General features: G+C 44.6%; 24 protein-coding genes. 14 read left to right on the forward strand and 10 right to left on the reverse strand.

The genetic code is table 11. The features are described from left to right. Positions 1-20 precede the first annotated feature (20 nt). Positions 21-317 (reverse strand): hypothetical protein, encoded by a 297-nt coding sequence (locus tag M1D52_RS02095; RefSeq protein WP_437393904.1) that lies wholly within the window; start codon positions 315-317, stop codon positions 21-23. Positions 318-520: 203 nt separating this feature from the next. Between M1D52_RS02095 and M1D52_RS02100 the strand changes: the two genes are divergently transcribed. The 3 genes from M1D52_RS02100 to M1D52_RS02110 are packed head-to-tail and all read left to right on the forward strand — an operon-like array spanning position 521 to position 2287. Further along, entirely contained in the window at positions 521-1522 is a 1002-nt protein-coding gene (locus tag M1D52_RS02100; protein ID WP_437393903.1) for a sensor histidine kinase, read from the forward strand. Next, the gene (locus tag M1D52_RS02105; protein ID WP_437393902.1) at positions 1519-1959 is read left to right on the forward strand and encodes a LytR/AlgR family response regulator transcription factor; all 441 of its coding nucleotides are present in this window, start codon (positions 1519-1521) and stop codon (positions 1957-1959) included. Before M1D52_RS02100 ends, M1D52_RS02105 begins: the two co-directional genes overlap by 4 nt. Further along, a complete protein-coding gene (locus M1D52_RS02110) occupies positions 1937-2287 on the forward strand; it encodes a LytR/AlgR family response regulator transcription factor (protein WP_437393901.1) in 351 nt (116 codons plus the stop codon). The genes M1D52_RS02105 and M1D52_RS02110 overlap by 23 nt, the downstream gene beginning before the upstream one ends. Positions 2288-2546: 259 nt before the next feature. Here M1D52_RS02110 and M1D52_RS02115 read toward each other — a convergent pair whose 3' ends face one another. Further along, on the reverse strand, positions 2547-3410 hold the full coding sequence (locus M1D52_RS02115) for an SDR family oxidoreductase (protein WP_437393900.1): 864 nt from the start codon (positions 3408-3410) through the stop codon (positions 2547-2549). Between the two features lie 77 nt (positions 3411-3487). Next, the gene (locus M1D52_RS02120) at positions 3488-4057 is read right to left on the reverse strand and encodes a Crp/Fnr family transcriptional regulator (RefSeq protein ID WP_130854933.1); all 570 of its coding nucleotides are present in this window, start codon (positions 4055-4057) and stop codon (positions 3488-3490) included. A 284-nt stretch (positions 4058-4341) separates the two neighbouring features. Here M1D52_RS02120 and M1D52_RS02125 point away from each other — a divergent pair, with 284 nt between their 5' ends. The 8 genes from M1D52_RS02125 (at position 4342) to M1D52_RS02160 (ending at position 9997) form a co-directional block, all read left to right on the forward strand. Then, positions 4342-4527 carry a hypothetical protein gene (locus M1D52_RS02125; RefSeq protein ID WP_437393899.1) on the forward strand — a complete coding sequence of 62 codons (186 nt, stop codon included), beginning with the start codon at positions 4342-4344 and terminating at the stop codon, positions 4525-4527. Positions 4528-4803: 276 nt separating this feature from the next. Next, positions 4804-5460: a hydrolase gene (locus tag M1D52_RS02130; RefSeq protein ID WP_130854935.1), complete on the forward strand. Its 657-nt coding sequence runs from the start codon at positions 4804-4806 to the stop codon at positions 5458-5460. 101 nt (positions 5461-5561) lie between these two features. Next, on the forward strand, positions 5562-5969 hold the full coding sequence (locus M1D52_RS02135; RefSeq protein WP_457941682.1) for a nuclear transport factor 2 family protein: 408 nt from the start codon (positions 5562-5564) through the stop codon (positions 5967-5969). Positions 5970-6140: 171 nt separating this feature from the next. Next, positions 6141-6353, forward strand: coding sequence for a hypothetical protein (locus M1D52_RS02140; RefSeq protein WP_437393898.1), 213 nt, complete (start codon positions 6141-6143; stop codon positions 6351-6353). 124 nt (positions 6354-6477) lie between these two features. After that, positions 6478-7110, forward strand: a complete 633-nt coding sequence (locus M1D52_RS02145; protein WP_289554299.1) for a hydrolase — start codon at positions 6478-6480, stop codon at positions 7108-7110. Between the two features lie 94 nt (positions 7111-7204). After that, the gene (locus tag M1D52_RS02150; RefSeq protein WP_437393897.1) at positions 7205-8137 is read left to right on the forward strand and encodes a helix-turn-helix domain-containing protein; all 933 of its coding nucleotides are present in this window, start codon (positions 7205-7207) and stop codon (positions 8135-8137) included. Positions 8138-8361: 224 nt separating this feature from the next. Then, positions 8362-8955 carry a Crp/Fnr family transcriptional regulator gene (locus M1D52_RS02155; RefSeq protein WP_130854939.1) on the forward strand — a complete coding sequence of 198 codons (594 nt, stop codon included), beginning with the start codon at positions 8362-8364 and terminating at the stop codon, positions 8953-8955. Positions 8956-9043: 88 nt separating this feature from the next. Next, the gene (locus M1D52_RS02160) at positions 9044-9997 is read left to right on the forward strand and encodes a hypothetical protein (protein ID WP_437393896.1); all 954 of its coding nucleotides are present in this window, start codon (positions 9044-9046) and stop codon (positions 9995-9997) included. Between the two features lie 86 nt (positions 9998-10083). Here the strand turns inward: M1D52_RS02160 and M1D52_RS02165 are convergent, their stop codons facing one another. After that, on the reverse strand, positions 10084-10971 hold the full coding sequence (locus M1D52_RS02165; protein ID WP_377611862.1) for a helix-turn-helix domain-containing protein: 888 nt from the start codon (positions 10969-10971) through the stop codon (positions 10084-10086). A gap of 45 nt (positions 10972-11016) precedes the next feature. After that, positions 11017-11757, reverse strand: a complete 741-nt coding sequence (locus M1D52_RS02170; protein WP_437393895.1) for an SDR family oxidoreductase — start codon at positions 11755-11757, stop codon at positions 11017-11019. 291 nt (positions 11758-12048) lie between these two features. On the opposite strand from M1D52_RS02170, the gene M1D52_RS02175 reads away from it, so the two are divergent. Further along, positions 12049-12681, forward strand: a complete 633-nt coding sequence (locus tag M1D52_RS02175) for a 5'-methylthioadenosine/S-adenosylhomocysteine nucleosidase family protein (RefSeq protein ID WP_130854941.1) — start codon at positions 12049-12051, stop codon at positions 12679-12681. Then, positions 12665-13285, forward strand: a complete 621-nt coding sequence (locus tag M1D52_RS02180) for a class I SAM-dependent methyltransferase (RefSeq protein WP_437393894.1) — start codon at positions 12665-12667, stop codon at positions 13283-13285. Before M1D52_RS02175 ends, M1D52_RS02180 begins: the two co-directional genes overlap by 17 nt. Positions 13286-13340: 55 nt before the next feature. On the opposite strand, the gene M1D52_RS02185 is transcribed toward M1D52_RS02180, so the two are convergent. Further along, positions 13341-13451: a two-component regulator propeller domain-containing protein gene (locus M1D52_RS02185; RefSeq protein ID WP_371719633.1), complete on the reverse strand. Its 111-nt coding sequence runs from the start codon at positions 13449-13451 to the stop codon at positions 13341-13343. Positions 13452-13484: 33 nt separating this feature from the next. On the opposite strand from M1D52_RS02185, the gene M1D52_RS02190 reads away from it, so the two are divergent. Beyond that, entirely contained in the window at positions 13485-13829 is a 345-nt protein-coding gene (locus M1D52_RS02190) for a LexA family protein (RefSeq protein ID WP_437362455.1), read from the forward strand. Between the two features lie 492 nt (positions 13830-14321). On the opposite strand, the gene M1D52_RS02195 is transcribed toward M1D52_RS02190, so the two are convergent. From M1D52_RS02195 to M1D52_RS02210, 4 genes are all read right to left on the reverse strand, one after another. Beyond that, positions 14322-15311, reverse strand: a complete 990-nt coding sequence (locus tag M1D52_RS02195) for a DUF5007 domain-containing protein (protein ID WP_437362453.1) — start codon at positions 15309-15311, stop codon at positions 14322-14324. 66 nt (positions 15312-15377) lie between these two features. Next, on the reverse strand, positions 15378-16073 hold the full coding sequence (locus M1D52_RS02200) for a hypothetical protein (RefSeq protein WP_437362451.1): 696 nt from the start codon (positions 16071-16073) through the stop codon (positions 15378-15380). 21 nt (positions 16074-16094) lie between these two features. Further along, positions 16095-17705, reverse strand: a complete 1611-nt coding sequence (locus M1D52_RS02205) for a RagB/SusD family nutrient uptake outer membrane protein (protein ID WP_437393893.1) — start codon at positions 17703-17705, stop codon at positions 16095-16097. Positions 17706-17717: 12 nt separating this feature from the next. Next, positions 17718-20852, reverse strand: a complete 3135-nt coding sequence (locus tag M1D52_RS02210) for a SusC/RagA family TonB-linked outer membrane protein (RefSeq protein WP_437362447.1) — start codon at positions 20850-20852, stop codon at positions 17718-17720. Positions 20853-21135 lie beyond the last annotated feature (283 nt).

Raw genomic sequence — 21135 nt, forward strand, 5'->3', positions numbered from 1 at the left:
ATGACTCTTGCATGCTATGATTAAGGTTTGTAAATGACAGTCTTCCTTCGGACGACCGTTGTTGACGACAGCGGCTGAACAGGGAAGGGAGCTACTATTACCGGCTTTGGCGTTATAATCACCGGAGCCGGCACTACCACTACCGGCCTTGGGGTTACGATCACACGGGGCAACGGCCTTACCACGGTCATTCTTGCCGGCGGAAGCGGAGCTACAACCACCCGGCGCACCGGCCGTCTTACTACAACAACCTGTGCATTTACTTCGGAGACGATGGTACCCAGTACCAGTGTCAAGGGGATAATTAGTTTCTTCATGATATTCATATTTCTGTTATGGTTGTTTCGACATTGCGGACCCGAGGAAGTAGACCACTTTGGTATGAAACGGCCACATATCGAGATGAACAGGTCATTACCGAACATAGGATTAGCCTCACAGCTTTCCGTTCATCGGCCTTTTTGTCCGTTTGATTATCACTGGTAGACCTTCCTGTCTGCCAAAACAGTACCTTTGTACCATGAAGCGACTATACCCCCTCACCGGGTCTATTATTTCTCTGTTTATTGCACTCCTAGGCTACGTGCTGCGCAGCTACCGGGAAGAAACAGCTTCCTCATTGCTCACTTTTGCCGGTTCTTTTGTTAACGTATTCCTGAGTTGGCTAGTGATACAAAGTGTCATACAGCTAGATAAGCCACGGTGGCACGGGTGGAAAGCCGCTATTGCCATTGCAGCATGCATGTGTATTTCGTTAGTTGTTTTTTATAGCATTCAGGATATCGGTGAAATCCGCGGACGGGTAGCAGCACTACCACGAGGCATGCGCGTCGTATATTTTTTACTCCTGATGCGGGGGATGGTATTAGGCGGGTTCCTGTATTATATCGTCTACTTGTTACGAATGGCGGAAGTGACCCAACGGTCTAGGTTAGAAAACGAACGGCTGAAAAAAGAAAACCTGCAAGCGCGGCTCAGTCTCTTGCAGGAACAGGTGAGTCCACATTTCCTGTTCAACTCGTTGGGCACACTTCAAAGTATGATCAATGAACGCGCACCGCGCCAATTTATCCAACGCCTCGCTGACGTATACCGCTACCTGCTGAATAACCGCATGGCCGATCTTGTATACCTCCGTGCAGAGCTTGATTTCGCCCAGTCCTACCTATATATCCTTCAGGAACGGTTTGAGCACGCTTTGTTCGTAGATATCGACATCACTGAGCAATTCCTCGGCATGAAACTACCGCCCATGACCTTGCAAGTGCTCATCGAAAACGCTGTCAAGCACAATGTCGCCGATGTCGAAGTACCCCTGCACCTGCAAATCAACGCCACAGATACCAACCGGCTTACCGTCAGCAACTCCCTGCAACCGAAACCTACACAGGGAGACAGCCTGGGCACCGGATTGGACAACATCCGCGAGCGCTACCGCCTGCTAGCCGGCCAAGAAATCGAGGTGTTGAAAACCGCTCACGCATTCACCGTATCCGTTCCTCTGTTAAATGACCCGCTATGAACATCCTGATCATCGAAGACGAAACTAAAACGGCCAAGGCCTTGAAAGCAATGATAGAGCGACTCGGTGACGATTTGCATGTCACAGGCATCGTCCCATCCGTAAAAGCTGCTATCCAATGGCTGGGTAATCAGTCCACACCGGAACTCATCCTTTCGGATATCCAACTTTCCGATGGATTGAGCTTCGAGATCTTCCGCACCGTCCAGCCTCCCTGTCCGGTTATTTTCTGTACCGCCTACGATCAATACGCCATACAGGCCTTCGAGGCCAATGGTATCGACTATTTGCTAAAGCCCATCGATGAAGATAAACTAGCCAGGGGCCTACGCAAATATGAGCAGATGCGGCAGTTGATGGGGGGCCGAGTGCACACTATCCCGCCCGGATTGGAAACCCTCCTTAAACAACCTGGTGCATCCTGCCTACAAGTCTAGTCTACTGGTCTTCAAAAACGAGAAAATCATTCCCATATCCACCAAAGACATCGCATTTGTCTACTCGGTTGGAGGCATTGTACATGCCTATACCCAAAGAGGCGAAACGTACCTGATCCAGGAAGTGTTGGACGAGCTGGAGTCTATACTGGACCCGTCTCTGTTTTTTCGTGCCAATCGGCAATTTATCATCAACCGTGCCGCCGTCCAGATGGCCGAGCACTTCTTTAATCGAAGGCTCATCGTCAAGTTGAGTGTCGAAACTCCTGAACGGATAATTGTAAGCAAGGTAAAAGCCTCAGATCTACTCGCTTGGCTGGCCTCGTAGTTAAAATTGCAGCATCCAAGCAGACCTAGCCATTATTGACAAGGTAAAATTGCATTACAAAAAAGAGATGCATTTTGCGAAACAACCCAATTATTTGGTGATTCGGTTCAAAGCACAAAGCATTATTGTTGAGTGATCCGGTTAAGGATCAGAAGTAATTCAGTTGGTTTGGAGAATTATGAAATCAACCGATGTCCTTCTTATATCAGAGGGACACCGGTGGATCAGGGCGGCACAAAGCCTGAGGAGGGTAAGACGTTTAAGCTAAAAGCTCCCTAAGACCATAGGCTTCCATGGTCTTATTAAATTCGATCTGCGTGCCTTCATTGATGGCACTGATGAACTGTCCTGTGGTTGGGTCGACCACTGTCCTTACCGGTCGTTCACCTTTCGGCAGGCCGATCAGTTTAACTACGGCGTCGGCGATGTACTGCGGATCCGGCTTATGTGTCTCAAAAAGCTGGCCGATAGCTGCGAAGATCTTTCCTGGATATTCTTCAAGCGCTCTATACCCTTCGGCGACAGCGGTATCGGCACCTGTCTGCACTTTTGAACCCATTTCAGTGGGAAAGCCACCCGGTTCAAGAATGACCGCATCAACGCCTAACGGCCTGAGCTCATAATAAAGACCCTCGCACAGCCCTTCCAGACCGAACTTCGAGGCGCAGTACATGGTGAAGAACGGGAAGCTGACCCGGCCAAAACCGCTAGTCACGTTGATGATCAGACCCTCTGACCGCTCACGCATTCCGGGCAGAGCGAGCTTCATCAGTCGCCATGGACCGATAACGTTAATGTCCAGCATACGCTGTAGATCGGCAGCTGTGGAGGTTTCACCCACGCCGAACATGCTTGCACCTGCATTGTTCACCAGAACATCAACCTTTCCTTCTATGGCAATGATGCTGTCGAAAGCTTTTTTGACACTCGCTTCATCGGTTACCTCCAGGTCTACCACGGTAATGTTCTCCACCTGGGACAGGGCCTGTGCCTGTGCTGCATTTTTGCTTGCTGTATCTCTCATGGTGGCATAGACCTTATGCCCCAGAGCTGCGACACTTTGAGCGGTCAGCCAGCCGAACCCGCTGTTGGTCCCTGTGATCAGTACGACTTTTTTACTCATTTTTATTAACGCTTAGATATCGATACAAATATTGGGATCTGGCGTTCAAAACTGTTTATCATATGGTAAAAAATGAGCTAACGCAGATTTTTTCTGATCCTGCTAAGCGATTGCTGCGTGACGCCGACATAGGAAGCAACGTAGGCCAGCGGTATGCGGGTGACCAGAGCGGGAAAGCTTTCCAGGAATGACAGATAACGCTCCGTAGCGTCGTTGGAGACCATCGGACTGCGTCTCGACAACGATTCGTTCAAGCATTTTTTGACCATTTTGGTCTCTATGTTGCTCCAGGTTATGATCGTCGCCAGCAGATAATCCCAGTCCTCCTTCGTGAACACGAGCAGTTTGCAATCGGTGACGGTCTGTATATATTCAGCCGAAATGATCTGCGCCTCGAACCTCGGAAAATCGGTAATGAACTGGCCCTCGCCGACAAAATAGTGGGTGACCTCCTGACCTTTGTTATCGTAGTAGCAGAACCGCAGGACGCCTTCCAAAATGTAGCCAATCTGCTTCGGCACTTTACCGGCTTCGGAAAAGTAGGTCTCTTTGGGAAATTCGACGAGTTTGGCTTTGCTGGTGACCATTTCCGCCTGCTGTTCATTCAGGGTATCGAATTGCTGTAAATAATCAAGGAGTTCTTTCATGTACTAAAGATCATAATAATTTCACAGGAAGTATTTACCATATGGTAAAAAAATGACGACGCTAAGGGGCTCAGGCGAGTATTACCTTGCCCGGCCAGCCGGATAATCCGTCGTTCATTCTGCAGGAACCGGGGCCTTCACTGGCAGAACCATTCAGACACCCAATAGGGATACACAAAACAGCGATCTGGTTATTCCGTTCCAAATACGACGCATTTAAATTTGCGTGGTACGGGGCAGAACATACCAGACATTATTATTAAACATCAAAATTAAATAAGATCATGAAAAACACGCCTGCTAAGGAAAAACCGGGAAACAGAAAAGAATTTATCAAAGTGGCGCCAAATGTGCGTCTCCACGTGACAGACCTCGGCGAAGGGAAACCGCGGGTGTTGATATGCGATCACGCAGTCGCTCATCATTCTAAAAGACCCGCAGCATTGACCAGAACCAAAAACGGAGCATAGCGGTTTGATGAGCGCAGCCCGGCTGACAGAATCGGTGAAACGTCGACATAAATCTACGACTTTTAAAGGCCTATGTCATCTTTTCACGCTAGCCGAAACAAGTAGATTTGTGGCAACGACCGGGAAAAGCGACATACGTGAAAACGAACAAATTTACTGTCCGGCAGCGGACCATCGCCCGTAGTTCACTGACTGGCCATTACAGGCCGGAAACACCCAGGTATATGCAATCTATGAGAATAGCTATTGATAAATAACCATATATACTATCAGATCATGTCAAACATTCAAAAAAAGGGCCTTGACGCCCTGTTACGGCCGGAAGACAGTATCCTTGTACTGATCGATCACCAGCCTTTCCAGTTCACCAACCTGAACAGCCACGACCCTGCGGTCATCATCAACAATGTGACCGGCCTTTCCAAAGCGGCTAAAGTGTTCAAGGTACCTACCATCCTGACCACCGTGATCGAGGAGCGCGGCGGACTGATCATCAAACAGCTGCAGGAGCTTTTTCCTGATCAGAAACCGATCAACCGGACCTTCATCAATACCTGGCAGGATCCCGCTGTTACCGATATCGTTGCCGCAAGCGGCCGTAAACAGCTGATCATCGCAGGTCTTTGGACGGAGGTTTGCGTGGCGATGCCGGCGATCCAGGCGGTGGCCGAAGGCTATGATGTTTTCGTCGTTACCGATGCCTGCGGCGCTGTTTCAAAGGAAGCGCATGATATGGCGATACGCCGTATGGTGCAGCATGGCATCACGCCAATTAACTGGATGGCGGTCGCTTCAGAATGGCAACGTGACTGGGCACGTACAGAGACCGCAGGACAACTGGCCAGTGTGCTGTTCGAGAATGGCGGTGCCAGCGGAGTGGCATTAGCGTGGGAGTTGCAGTTACTGGCTACACCGGTGCCGGCAGAGAAATAGCCGCCGTGCAGCGGCATGCCGGACCGAACGGCATGCCGCTTGCTTCTAACTCGTTTAACCTTCAACACTTACTGATCATGCGCTATGAACTATCCCGGATCATGGAAGAAAACCTCGATCAGGTCTGGAACCAAAAGGACCCGGCAGCCAGGTTGAAAGCCATTGAAAAGATATACAGCGAGTCAGCGATACTACATCACGTAGAGGACCAGGTGACCGGCTTTGACGCCATCAATGAAAGCGTTTCCACAACACAAAAGGTACTGCCTTCCAATTTCGTGTTCACTAAACAGAGCCCCGTTATCATCAATAGCGGGATCGGCAGGCTGGTTTGGGGCGTGGGCCCGGCGGGGCAGCAGCCCGTCGCCACGGGGATGGACATTGTTCAATTCCATGATGGCAAGATCGTGGCACTGTTCAATTCCATGATAGCAAGATCGCGGCACTTTACGTGTTGCTGGACAGCGGTCCGAAATAAAATAGCATTGGACAGCCATCGCACACACTAACATTAATCAATAGAACGGAGAACCGGTATTTCGTCCGCTACGGCGAGGAGCAACAGTTGTATTTTAAGGAAGATCAGATCAGAATCTGGGATAACCAGGTTTGACCTTATCGAAGGCCATACCGCCTACATCAAAAGTCCTTTCATCCAGGTGATTTCTTGAAGTAGTTAAATGGACAGGAATTTTCAGATCGCCAATTTTGTGTCAGACCCGGCGTCGATCGGAAGATATGGAGGATCGATCGTCTATGGCGCTCAAAGCTACCGGAGCATCGCGCCCGCAGCCTTGCCGGTCATACCGGAATGGTCGCCCTTCATCAATGATATCATCGATGCATACCGGGACGGTTTTTTTATGAGTTATCAGGCACAATTCAAGTTTTAAGAAATATGAAAAATATGAAGAACGATCTGGCCGGGCCGGCTTTCTTTAACAATGCAAACAGCGGAAAAACCGCAGCGATCACAGAACTCAACAAATATTTATTAACCATTTAATTATTCATACCATGAGCAGTATTACACCCATCCGCGATCCGAAGAACGATCATCTGATTACACCTGAAAATTCAGCATTGATCCTGATCGACTACCAGCCCCTTCAGGTCAATTCCGTAAGGTCGATGGACCATGAACAATTGGTCAAAAACATCGTCACCGTGACGAAACTTGCAAAAGGATTCAATCTGCCGATTATCCTGACCACAGTTAATGTGGAAAGCGGCATTAACAAACCGACGGTGAAGCACCTTAAAGAGATCTTACCCGACGTGCAGGAGATCGACCGCACGACGGTCAATTCCTGGGAGGACAAGGAATTTCAGGAAGCTGTAAAATCCCTCGGCAGAAAGAAGCTCGTCATTTGCGCATTATGGACGGAGGTTTGTCTGTGCTTTCCGGCGCTGGATCTTCTTAAAGAAGGTTATGAGGTGTACACCATTGTCGATGCGATAGGCGGAACGTCGACTATTGCGCACGAGGTTGCCCTGCGCCGGATGGAGCAGGCGGGCGTTCAATTATCTTCCGTTACCCAGTTTGGCTGTGAACTGCAAAGAGACTGGAACCGCCTAGAGACCAAGCAGGTGTTTTTCGATAATTTAATGGAGAACGGCTCTTTTTTTGTGGAAACACTTCGCTGGTAGAACCTGCGACAAAAACCTTTCAGACCAGGTCCGCGGGCCTGGTCTGCTTTTGATGTGCACGTCTGATCAGACGACAAATGATAGGGGGGCCTAAATGAAAATCATCAGTACCATATCCGACAAACATCGCCTGCTGTCCTTACCTGATCCGCTTCACCCTTTGATCAGCGTCGTTCGGATAGCGGATGTCTGTGCGGCGGCCGATTCAGTCTTGGAACGTTTTTCCTTGAATTTTTACTGCATCGCTTTGAAAAGGAATGTTAAAAGTAAAATGCGGTATGGTCAGCAGCAATACGATCACGATAAAGGGATACTGACCTTCCTGGCGCCCAAAAAAATCCTTTCGCTGGACGGTCCGCCGGTTTACGAGGTTGGTGAAGATGCCGGTTACGCGCTATTTTTTCACCAGGATTTCCTATACAGCTTCCCATTGGCTACCAAGATCAAAAACTACGGATTCTTCTCCTACGTATCCAGTGAAGCGCTTCACCTTTCGGAAAAGGAAGAGAAGTACATCGCAGAGATTTTTTTAAAGATCGAAGAGGAGTATCAGCATCTGGATGAACACTCACGGGAGGTCATCATCGCACAAATAGAATTGCTGCTGAGTTACAGCAACCGGTTTTATGAGCGACAGTTCGTCACACGTAAAACGGTCAATCATGCCGTGATCACTAAGTTAGACCTAATCATGAATAATTATTTCGACAAAAAGCTCGCCTTAGAATCCGGTATACCCACAGTCGAATATGTAGCTGCCCGCCTTAACCTTTCGCCGCATTATTTCAGCGATCTGCTCCGGTCGATAACCGGTCAGGGAGCACAGTATCATATACAGGAGAAGCTGATTGACAGAGCCAAAGAGTATCTGTCCGTCACGGATCTGACGGTCTCGGAGATCGCTTACCAGCTAGGGTTCAAACACCCGCAGTCGCTCAATAAGTTATTCAAGAGGAAAACCAGCACATCACCGTTAGAATTCCGAAGGAACTTAAATTTAACACCGAATTTGTTTTTGCGCGGGTAAACGTGAAGGACCTTGATCAGCTACCTGTCCTGGAAGAGCGACCGGCCATATTAAGTGCCTCTATCCTGCAACGGCAGTGTTTCCCGAAAAAAATGCCGGTCAATTTCATTTTTTACCATATGGTAAGCAGATTAAAATAATAGTTTACAAGATTTGTAAGGCCATTCCCAATTTCTGAACAATGGGTAAAAATTGTAAGACTTAACATATTCAATCCGATCGCGATGTTCGAAAATATACTTCTTAATGTCAGCAGGTACATCACATTGACGGATGATGAAAAAGAAACTTTCACCAGCTTATTAGAGCGAAAAATGGTTCCGCGCAAGACCGTTCTGTTGCGAGCCGGCGATATATGTCAATTCGAGGGTTACATCGTTAAAGGATGTGCAAGGATCTACCACGTAGATTTTAATGGCTGTGAAATCATTCTCTCTTTTGCGGTCGAAGATTGGTGGATAAGTGACATCGCTTCGTTTCATGAGCGAAAGCCGTCAACGTTTTTCATCGAAGCGCTTGAAAAGACAGAGCTTCTGATGCTTAGTCGCCGGAGCAAAGAAAGGCTCCTTCATGAGATACCGAAATTCGAGCATGTTTTCCGGATGCTTGTTCAGCGAAATCTATGTACGATCCAGAACAGGCTGGTAAGCGCAATCGGTAAGTCAGCGATGGAACGATATGTTGAATTCGTTACCCTGCATCCGACTGTTCCGTCGCGAGTTCCGCAATATCACATTGCATCCTACATAGGTGTCTCGCCTGAGTTTATCAGTATCATCAGAAGACGGCTGGCATCTAAAACAGACCCAACCCCTTAAGCGGATACTGTTGTATCATCCTTGGCTATGAACGTTCCTTCCGGATTTTTAAAGGACTTGCCCATTGATCAATTATTAACATACAGTAATGACACGCATTCAACTAAGCTATTTGTCGATCATACTATCGATAACATATTTCGGGACACGGGCGAGCGCGCAGGTCTTTGAAAAAACACCTGTGTTGCATGGCGACTCGGTCGTTTTTCCCATCACGCTTATAAACGGCTACCCGTTCATCTCAGGAGCGGTAAACGGTGTAAGTGGCAAGTTTATGTTCGATACAGGCTACAGAACGTCCATATCGTTAAATGATAACCTTATCGATCTTCCCAACAAAAAAACGAAGAGCACCGGCATCACCGGCAGCGGGCATGGTTTCAAGATCAATACGAACGACACCGTTAGGGAAATCAGATTCACGAACGGTGTTATCTATCGAAATCTTGAGAATATCAGCAGCGGAAACTATGATTTCCTACAGAACTATATCACACCTGATTGCCTGGGCTACATAGGCCATGATTTCTTTACCGGCTATCTGTTTAAGCTAGACTATATCCACAGAAAGGTCACCTTCTATAAAAACTCTGCTGAACGTAACCAATGCAAGGATTTTCTGAAGGACGAGCAAGTATTGGCTGTTATCAATTTTGAGAACAGAAAGTTGCCGAATCACCCGATGGTCAGACTATCGATAGACGGGATCAATGTTTTAGGGGCATTTGACACAGGCCAGAACGGCTTGTTGCAATTGGATGAACCATCCGGTAAGATATTGAAAGGCCGCGGTTCGGTTCAAAGTTCCGGTACTGACAGTGTCGGTGATACATTATTGACCATAAAGAATGTGATCATCGACGGAAAATATAAATTCACATTAAAAGGTGTAGAACTCTCTTCTCTGAAAAGCACGCAGGTTATCAGAAGAGAGCTGGCGATAACCGAACCGAACCTGATGAATTTAGGGTATCGCTTCTTATCGCAATTTAAAACAGTATGGGATTACGCCAATTCCAAGATTTACTTACTGGAATACTGAAATAGATCAGTCGACCTATCGTAAGTAGTTGAGAAAAGATAGAGCACAAATTGGAATATTAAAGAACGGAATTGATACGACAGTTTTCAATTAAACGATTGCCTGAAGGCTAATGGTGAAAGCTTTGTTTTTATTTTAAACAATTTGCTGAACGATTGCGAATGTTCAAACCCTAATTCATAAGCAATTTCTGAAACCGATAAATTGGTTGTACATAACTTTTCTTTCGCTTTTTCTATGATAAAGTTCTGAATATATTGTTGCGTGTTCAACCCTGAAAGTGAACGCAACATATCGCTTAAATAACGTTGTGATAATTTTAATTGTGTACTGATATATTTAACAGATGGTAATCCATTTTTCAAACTGTTTTCTTTTTCAAAATAGCTGTTTAACAGTTTATCCAAAGAAGTTATGATATCATGATTGATTGCTTTTCTTGTGATAAATTGCCTAGCGTAAAACCGATGGCTATAATTCAATAACAGATCTATTTGCGATACCAGCACATCTTGGCTAAAATGATCAATATTGTTGTCTAATTCATTGGCTATTGCAGCAAATAAATTGGCTATAATTTCTTTCTCTTTTGCCGACAAACACAGGGCTTCTGAAACATCGTAAGAAAAAAAACCGTATTGATTTATGGTGCTTCCCAATGGATAATGCCGTAAAAGGTCAGGATGAAAATACAAAGCAAAACCGTGGTAACTTTCTTTATCTTCCGGCGAATAAACTATTTGTTTGGGTTTCAAAAATGCCAATCCGCCTTCTTCAAAATCGTAATACCCTTGTCCGTATTTTGTTTGTCCCTTGAATGCGTGCTTAAAAGAGATTTTATAAAAATCAAGAACTAATTTTTGCCCTTTAGGAAGCATTTCAACCGAAACTTTATCGTAGTCAACCAAGGTGATCAACGGATGCAATGGTACAGGAAGCCCCAATGCCCGCGTTAATTGCGAGATGCTCTTCATATGATTTATGTTAGATTGCCCTTGCATTTTGTAGCTCTAATATAATCAATTTTGACGTGCCGGACGAATGACAATGTCGCCAACTTCAACATCTTTAGGCTGACTAATGGCGTAGATTACGGCATCAGCAATAGCTACGGGACTTATCGCCAGTTCTTCAACAGTTTTAGAAATCGCTGTTTTCATTTCTGCTGTTTTTACGCTTTTTGCCGCGAAATCTGTTTTTACATATCCAGGCGATATTCCTGTAATGCGGATGCTTCCGTCCGACTCTTGCCGAAACGCTTCTGCGATAGTGCGGACCGCGTTTTTTGTTCCTGCATATACGCCTTGCATGGGCACTATATTTATACCCGAAGTCGAAATGATATTGACGATATGCCCCGATTGCTGTTTCTTAAAAACGGGAATTGCCGCTGCCATTCCGTATAAAACACCTTTTATGTTACTATCAATCATATTATCCCAACCGTCAGTGTCTAATTCGTCTACGCGACTGAGACAAGCCACACCCGCATTGTTCACTATAACATCCAATTTGCCATATCGTGTAACGGCTACATTTACCAACTGAACCAAATCTGCTTTATTACGTACATCTGTTTTTGTACATACAGCTTCACCTCCGTTCCTTTTAATTTTTTCAACAACCTTTTCCAAAGGCTCGGTATTCCTTGCACCTAAGACAACCTTTACACCATGCTCTGCCAATTTTATTGCTATGGCTTTACCAATTCCTACGCTTGCACCTGTAACGGCAACTACTTTGTCTTTAATATTTTGCATATTCGTTCTGATTTAATTCAGCTGTAAAATTCTTAATTGTCATCGCACGAAATGTAGCCCAATTGGTATTTGTTGTAGTTGAAAAGCGATAATTTCAAAAAATCTCCGATTCCTTACCCATTTAAAATAATCAACTACAGAATATTCACGTTAAGAGGATTCGTATTTCAGGACGGGAAAGTAGGTGGACAGTCAGGTGTTTTCCCCGCAGGTGCTTTGGTAACATTGTTGACCGAACAGTTAGCACTAAAAGTTTAACTTTGTAGGATATTAATCCATTAAAAAGAATTGATGATTACCATAAACCCCAAATATGCTTTTCCTGTTGAGGATGTACTGTTTACGTTCGCACTGGCATCTGAGGCAGCCGATGTATTTACAGATTACAAGCACCTGATATGCGGAATTGGCAAAGTAAATGCAGCCTATAACCTGATGAAAGCCATACAGCAGGAAAAACCGAAATTGATTGTCAATTTAGGTTCTGCCGGAAGCAACCATTACAAAAAAGGCGACATCGTCTGCTGCACCAAATTCATACAACGGGATATGGACGTTAGAGGATTGGGCTATGAGCAGTACGAAACGCCCTTGTCGGGATTGCCTCCAATCCTTGAATACGGTTTGCAGATGGACGGACTACCCGAAGCCGTTTGCGGAACGGGAGATAATTTTGAAATGGCACATTCCACCACTATTTACAATGTGGTGGATATGGAAGCCTACGCCTTGGCTCTTGTGGCAATGAAAGAAAATATCCCTTTCCTCAGCCTCAAATACATTTCAGACGGAGCGGACGGCAATGCGGCAGAAGACTGGACAGTACAGGTACACAAAGCCGCACTGGCATTTGGCAAAATACTAAAGCTGGGCAAACAGGATATTCCGGTAACCTATAATGAGCAATATGGAAGAATTACGTAAAAAACAGCATTGGGAAACGGTTTATGAAACCAAAAGCCCCGAACAGGTAAGCTGGACACAGGAAGTACCGAAAACTTCACTGGATTTTATTCGTTCGTTCGGCGTAGATAAAACGGCTCGCATTATTGATATTGGTGGTGGCGACAGCAAATTGGTGGATCACCTGCTAGACAACGGTTATGAAAATATAACCGTTTTAGATATTTCAGCCAAAGCATTGGACAGAGCCAAAGCCCGCTTAGGCAACAAAGCCGAAAAAGTAAATTGGGTAATCAGCGACATTACCGAGTTTGAGCCCGAAATGGCTTTTGATATTTGGCACGACAGGGCAACATTTCATTTTCTGACAACCAAAGAACAGGTAGCGAAGTACCTCGATATTGCAAGGCAGAGCGTAAGCGGCTATATGACCATTGGTACGTTTTCAACAAACGGACCAACAAAGTGTAGTGGACTGGATATACAGCAGTACGACGAGCAAACTTTGACAGCAGAACTCGAAAATGGTTTTGATAAATTAAAGTGCATTACGGAAGACCATACTACGCCATTCAATACCAAGCAGAATTTTTTGTTCTGCAGCTTTAAACGACAAGTGAATTAAATCAGAACTATTCGATGTCCTATCTTGCAAAAGTTCGATCTGCTCATCTACAGTTTTAACCATCATAACGATACACCCCGTTTAATGTGCCAAACCAAATACTTCCATCGTTCGCTTCCAGAATGCCAAAAATCATCCCGTCATTTGACTGTTTCGAATAGTCAATCTAGCTGAAAATGCCGGATACGGATTTGATAAAATGGAAGAAGGCTGGAAACATTATACCGATACCGCTCCAATTTTTGAACAAGGTACCAATTTTACAAAAGTGGAATTTTGGTTGTCTGCAAAAGAGATTCAAGGTGGTCAGAAAGGTGGTCAGAAAGGTGGTCAGAAAGGTGGTCAAACAGAACCATTAACAAGTAGGCAAGAAGAGGTCTTTTCGATGCTTAAAAATCGCAATACTATTGGAAGGAAAGAGATTGCAGAACAACTTCATATCAATGAATCGGCTGTACAGAAGCTTTTAGATGCTCTTAAAGATAAGGGGTATATTCAAAGGGAAGGGATGAAAGGCGGCTATTGGAAGATATTGAAGGAATAGAAAGGCCTTATTATTAATCCTCATAAATTTCGCTTTCACGATGTTCCCCGTGCCATTTATCTTCCGTGCTTAACTATAAGCTTATTCATCGTAGGTGCATGTTACCACAAAAGTAATAAAAATTTAGGAAATTTTAAATTAGAGCGGTAAACCACATAATGCATAGGGTAACCGCATTAACGTTTTGATTTTGTGTGATTTTAGGTTTGGAGAATAGATTGAGGTAGCTTTGATGGGTCGGTCTCATGCCTTAATATTTCGTTTTGTTGCTGCCGGATCATTAACGGTTGGATAAATCCATCAATTAACGCACATAAGGAACAAGATGCACTTCTGATGAAGTTAATTGATGTGTTGGAGAAGGAAAGGGGCGATAGCAATTCGATTGTGAAGGCAGCGATGGTACAGCAATAGAATCTCACTGTCGCCCCGGTAAGCAATGCCACCGCCGCCTCCAATTATACATTCCGGTAGGTTGTGTTCAGCATTCTACTATATGCCCGTGGGTGTAATGCGAGTAACACTTGGCAATTTCACTTCTACCACGTAGGTGCCTTCCATCAGCATTCGGAATCCAAATACCGGGTTCACGTTATTGTTGGGAATACCATCTATACTCGCATAGGCCATCGGAATGCGGTAATACATCAAATATCCCCAATCAGTGGACGGCGTTATATAAGCGGTCAGTGGAAATGGCGCCACCTCAAAATCACAGATCATTGCCGTATCGGTGGTAATCACCGGGTTAAACCTTGCGTGATTTTCAAAGGTTGGCCTATCTCCTCTTTTAATTACCTCCCCTGCAGCCGGATTAAAGGCATTCCCGTTTTTGTCGACAATTTTCAAAATCACCCTTGCTCCCTCATTTGAGACCTTGGAGCAGCTCAACTTCGGAGCGGTAGTTGTGGTGAACACCTCTGAACTGTTCGAACCTGTAGCAGCTTGATACGTTACGGTAAACATGTCCTCAATTGTTGGATCCACTACACTAATCTGCGCAAAATTTTCATACAATCTGGTGCCCTTCGAGTTTGTCATCTCCACATCAAACACATAATCTCCCAACGGTAGATTTGATGACGCTCGGTTAAAAGCTAACTGTCCGCTATTCGTATTAAATTCCATGGGAGGCTTGTTTACAACTTCTCTTTTCGCGTTCAATAAATCGACCGTGGTATCCGTTTCCGCATTAAACACCATTCCGGATTTAAATACAAGAAGTTCGTAATTTTTATAGAATTCTTCAGGAGCGGGCTGTCCGGTCTCCTTATTTCGAAGGTTAAGCATCTTAAATGTATAAGGAGGCGTGGAACCGTCGGCATTGATTCTGTCCGAAAGCGTCAAGGTCATACCTCTTTTGCAAAGGATCGTATTGTCTTTGTAACGAATTCCCTCACTCAGAAAACCCGGTTCTATCTTCTTGCAGGAAACAAGCACGGTGAGCAGCAGTACGCTTGATATTAAAATAATTTTTTTCATTTGTGTAATTTTTAAACTGTTCATCAACACCCTTCATTGGCAATATGTATTACTATGTCATGTCCATCAGTTGCTAAAAGATTGCGCGTTAAAGAACAATCGATGGCTCCCACTTAACACGTGGAGAATTCCCGTAGTAGTGATAATTCCGGATGTTTGGCAATCCACAGAAATATCTTTTTCACGCTCGGGGATATTCTCCGGATCCTGCTCATCTGTATCTACCGATCCGATCACCTTCGTAAAATTGACATAGTCCACATAATCCAAATAGGCACTATAGTCTCGGGTTCTGCGCAATTTGATCATGAACTTTATATTATTTATAGGGCCTAGCTTGCTATCATACAAGCTACCTTTTGTTGACATATCTTCCCGATTAATTTTGCCATCGAAAAGATATATTTTCAGCGAATCCCGCAGCTCGGCCGCCGGTATATCCGTGATGCCAAAAGAAATATTTTCATCGCCGGTTTCTATTACTTTTTCCTGTTTTTTAACGGCTACATAGTCTGCCACACCATAGTTTGTCGTTGCAAAAAACGTGACATTCCCGTTTATCTCATCTTTTAGGCCGGCGTGGTCAATCATTTTTACCAGCGAGTCGAATTTGGAATTCGTTTTTAAGTAATCATAGGTAGTCATATTAACAAAAGCGTCGCTGGGCCCTCCATCTCGTATATAATCATCTTTTTCACAGGCGAAAAATACTACCCCTATGCTACATAGAAGGATAATATATTTGATATAGATTTTAGTCATTGTTCTCTCTTTTAACTTCGGTTAAACCTTACCTTTCCAATAGCTTGTTTGTGTTAATTGATTATTATTTCTGAACAAGTCGGGGTCAACGGGCCAGTAAAAACCACCTTGAGAAAAACGCGACTCGGATAGCCAATCAATAAATTGCGGATACTGCCTCGTACGGATCAGGTCGTAATATAAGTGTCCTTCCAAAAACAATTCTTTACCACGTTCTATCATATATTCGTACATGGCTTCGTCCTTTGTTAAGGTATTGCTCAGAAGCGCTTCGGGCGAGGCTCCGTTTCTAGTCCTGAAACCGTTAATAATCCGGATGGCCTCCGGTACATTGTTTTTATATAAGGCAATTTCGGCTTTCAGCAGCAGCATGTCGCTATAGCGAAAAACGATCAGATTATTGCTCAGGTAAGCATCTAGTTTTTGACCCGGATTACGAAAGACGACGTTACTATATTTAATGCAGGTTGGCCGGTCCGTATTCACTGCCGTAAAATTTTTACGGTAGCGTATGTCAGCTGTATCCAATACCTTTAGCTCCTGTTCCACCCATTCCCATTGATTAAGTGTGGTATTCCATACCCATCCCCATTCCCTGGTAAGTTTGGTAAAATGATTGGTTAGATAATTCGGAGGTACGTAAAAGCGCGAATCGGTTCCATAGTAACCAATCTGTTGCGATCGTAGAAAAAATGTTCCGATATGTTGTGAAGACCCTTCTCTTGAATCTTCACTCATATTGAGCTCGAAAATGCCCTCTTGCGATCTACCTATAAAAGTGTTATAATAGTTCGCCGTATCGGTTTGCCGGTAATTGCCCTTCGCGATCAGTTGATTTAACGTAGTATCAGCGCTTTCCACATCTGTCATAATCGGATCCGATGAGGAAAGATTGGTGGTAGTTGCTCTCCAAAGGTATAAATGAGCCAACAAGGCATAAACCGACCCTTTGTTAGCCGTTACTTGGGCTTCTGCTGCAGATTCATAGCCCCAAGTGAGCAATTTTGCCGCTTCATGGCAATCTTTTTCGATCTGTTTCATGACTTCTTCTTTCGGGCTTCTTGGCAATTGAGGTGCGCTGATCGGATCATCGTAGGCCTCCAGTACAATCGGTACATCGCCCCAAACCCGGACCATCATAAAGTACGTTAGCGCTCGCAAGAAATAAGCTTGGCCAATGATGTTATTTTTGAAGGCTACCGGGTCATCCACATCCAGCAACTTATCATCCGATAACATCGGAACCTGTTTTAGAATAACATTCGCCATGGCAATTGATTTAAAGTACTTCGTCCAGTTGCCAAGCGACTGGATATTGTACTGGAAGGTAAAATCACCTCCCTGTATGCCTTCAAGCCCGTCTCCTGAATATTGAATGGTAAAGTATTGCTTAGCAATCGCATCGCCATACATATAATACCGGCCAATGTTGCTATTGCCACTAGTTACCGCATCGCGTAACAAAGCATAGTTCCCGGCAATACCGCTACGCAAATCGCGCGAGCTTTGCCAGAACTCGTCGACATAAGTGGAGTTCTTAGGTTCTTGTTCCAAGAGTTTGGAACAGCTCAACAGTGCCATCACTATAACACCGCATGAGAGAATTTGTCCAATTTTATATATTGATTTCATGATGGTTATCGATTAAAATGTTACTTCCAGACCTAATGTGAACTTACGTGGTATTGGATATCCGCCTCCGTTATATTCTCCATATTGATTAACCGCCTCGGCATCCGGCAATTTTTTTGAACGCTGTAACATAAGCACATTGTCCATAATGCCGTATACACGGAAACGGCCAAGTCCGGTTTTGTTCAGAAATTTCTTGCCGAAATCATAAGACCCAATAATGTTCTTTACCCTAAAATAATCACCTTTTTCCAGAAAAAATGTCTGGTCAGAGGTGTAATAATAGCGGTAACTTCCAATATCCATCTTTGCATAGGTGGCCCTGTCTCCCGGATTTCGCCAAATGTCGATGGCATCCAGGTCCGGAATGGATACATTGGCGAAAGCTTGGATGGCACCGCCAGAGGTAGCGTTTGAAAAAGCATCAGATTCGAACAGGTTAAGCACGTCCCGGTCGAAGGTAAACGTACAGAATACCGTTAACGAAAAATTCTTATAGGAGAAAGTATTGTTCCACCCGCCCGTCCACTTGGGGTTTGGGTCACCAATAGGAAGTTTGTCCGGATTGATACCACTGTTAAAGACATCAATAAAATAATCACCATCCAGATCTGCAAACTGGAAATCGCCCGGATTATAGAAGCCATTGCTGTTCCTGAATCGTTCGCCGGTATAGGGATTGACTGGGATATCATCAATCGTAGAATATACTCCCAGGGTTTGATAGAGGTAGAACATGTTAATAGGGCTTCCCACTGATAAGATATGCGACTTGTTAAAGCGGTCGCCTGCCAGTACAAGGTCCCGTCCGCCATTGGGCAGGTTTAAAATCGAATTTTTGTTGTATGAGATATTGAAATTCGACATCCATTTGATCTTACTTGTTTGTGGCAGCGGGTTTGCATTAAGGATCAGGTCGAAGCCTGCATTACGCACACCCACTGAATTGGTAAACGCCCGGTCATAACCTGTTGTAACCGGCAGTTCTACCGCAAATAGTTGCAGTGAACTCTCCTTGTTATACACATCAAACGTGACCGAATATTTGCCCTGTAAGAGTTCCAGATCGGTTCCGATATTCCACTGTTTCGATTTTTCCCAACTTAGGTTTTTTTGTGCCACCCCGTCTACAAAATTTGGAATAATGGATGCCACTCCGTTGTAAGAAGCAGCACCGGAATTGCCTGCAAAACCAGCAGCATTCACATTATATAAATTATATTGTAGGTAGTTTTGCCGGGGCAGGCTACCGGAAGTGCCATAGCTACCTCTTAGCTTTAGCATGGAAATTGTTGGATTGTCTTTCAGAAAATTTTCTTCCGATAGTAGCCAGCCAACAGACGCTGCCGGAAAATATCCCCACTTGTTATTCTTTCCAAAACGGGAGGATCCGTCTGTGCGTAAACTCCCGGAGAACAGGTATTTGCCATCAAAATCATAACTCAGTCGCGCGTAATATGACAGCAGGCCCCATGACTGATAATTGGAGCCGGCAGTAATGTTATTTTGTAAAAAACCATTTATAACCTGTATCTGGTCTGACACTCCGTACCAACCGGATGCCGAAGTTGTTTGATATTTATCGTATTGGATATCCTGTCCCAAAATGGCACTGAGGGTATGCCTGCTAAAGGTATTATTGTAAGAAAAATAATTTGATGTGAGGAAGTTGTCCTGGTTGGAGCTAAATGTTAAGGAGGAGTTTCCCTGGCCACTATTCAGCTCGTTCGTAGCTGTTTGATCTCTTCTTCTGTTGTTGTTAAGGTAGGATGTTTGAGACGTTAATTGCAACTTTGGGCTAAATCGATAGGTCAAATTTAGATTGACGCTCAATTGATTATCTATATTTTGATCCAGGTTGTCATCGTAGGAACCTAACAAGAACGCTCTTTTACTGTCCGACAGATTGAGAAGCGATGTAGGCATGTTACCCGCGCCGATTTTAAGAGGAGACACATCATCTCCGCTGCCTCGGGCTCGAGATAAGCGTGTATAAGCGATTATGGGATTAATGGTCAACTTTTCTTTCATCGCGTTACTCAACAGATTAAGGCGCGTGGAATACCTTGTCAAACCAGTTGCCCGTATTATACCATCTTCTTGATAATAACCACCGCTAAATCTATAACTCATTTGGCCATTCCCTCCACCACTCAAGCTAATATCGCCGTTACGGACCAAGCCCCTTCTAAAAAACAGATCCTGCCAGTTTGTACGACCATTGAAAGCGGGATTTAAACTGTCGGTCAACAAAAAGGGCAAGTTCCGTTGGTCTGCGTAGGCAACCTGATTTTCAATGACCTTCATTTTTTGACGGCGTTCAATTGATCCCAGCGTAATGTCCCTTAAGTCAGGCCGCATAGTTACACCCGCATAAGCATTGAACACCACTTGCGGTTCGGCACTTCTACCTTTTTTGGTGGTGATCAAAATGACGCCGTTCGCAGCCCTGGAGCCATAAATAGCAGCTGCGGAAGCGTCTCTGAGCACATCAACCGATTCGATGTCATTTGGGTTCAGCCCAGCGAGGTAATTAGTGCCGGTACCTGTATTCATGCTGGCGTATTGCTCGGCCGGCTGTGGTATTCCATCCACTACGTATAATGGATTGTTCAAAATCGCTGTCTGATCATAACTTGTACTGATGCCGGTTGTACCGCGAACCGAAACAGAAGATGCAACTCCTGGCTGGCCGGTAAAGTTCTGCACATTCACACCGGCAAGTCGTCCTTGAAGTAATATATCAAAACTGGCAGCAGGGAGATTTTCAAGCTCTTTACCGGAAATACTGGAGATCGCGGCGGTATTCTTTTTCCTTGAAACCGTTTGATAACCGATGACCACAACATCCTCTAACTGGCTCAATGATTCTTTCAGGATAATCGTGAGTGCGCCTTGATTGGTGATAGAAACTGTTTTTCTCTCAAAGCCGATTAGTGAAAAGTTGAGTTTGTCACCTTCTGCCGCAGCGATGGAAAAACTTCCGTCGGTATTACTTTTCGTAAGTCGATTTTTGCCTTCAACTGTTATAGTGACTGCTGGGAGCGGCAAATTAGCCTCATCTTTTATTACCCCCTTAATTTCCTGCGCTAGCGTCCATCCACAGAGATAGAGCGACAAAAAAGACAATAGTAATCCTTTCCTCATAAATGAAGTATTTAAAAAATAATAAAATGACTTAATAAAAAATTAGTGCTAGCATTTAACGCTAATCGTCAGGGAAATGGGGACGCTTTTTCATAATGTTATGACGGTTGATTAATAAAAAATTACGCTCACTTTTGTCAGCATTGTTTTTTTTACGCCCTTGGATTAATACGGTCAATAATTGGTTTGTTTCGTAACGAGATAGTGATATCCGCTACTGTGAACAAATGTATAAAACGTATAGAGGCAAAACTTCACACATTTTAACAATTGATGTTTATAT

Source organism: Olivibacter sp. SA151, assembly GCF_054130995.1.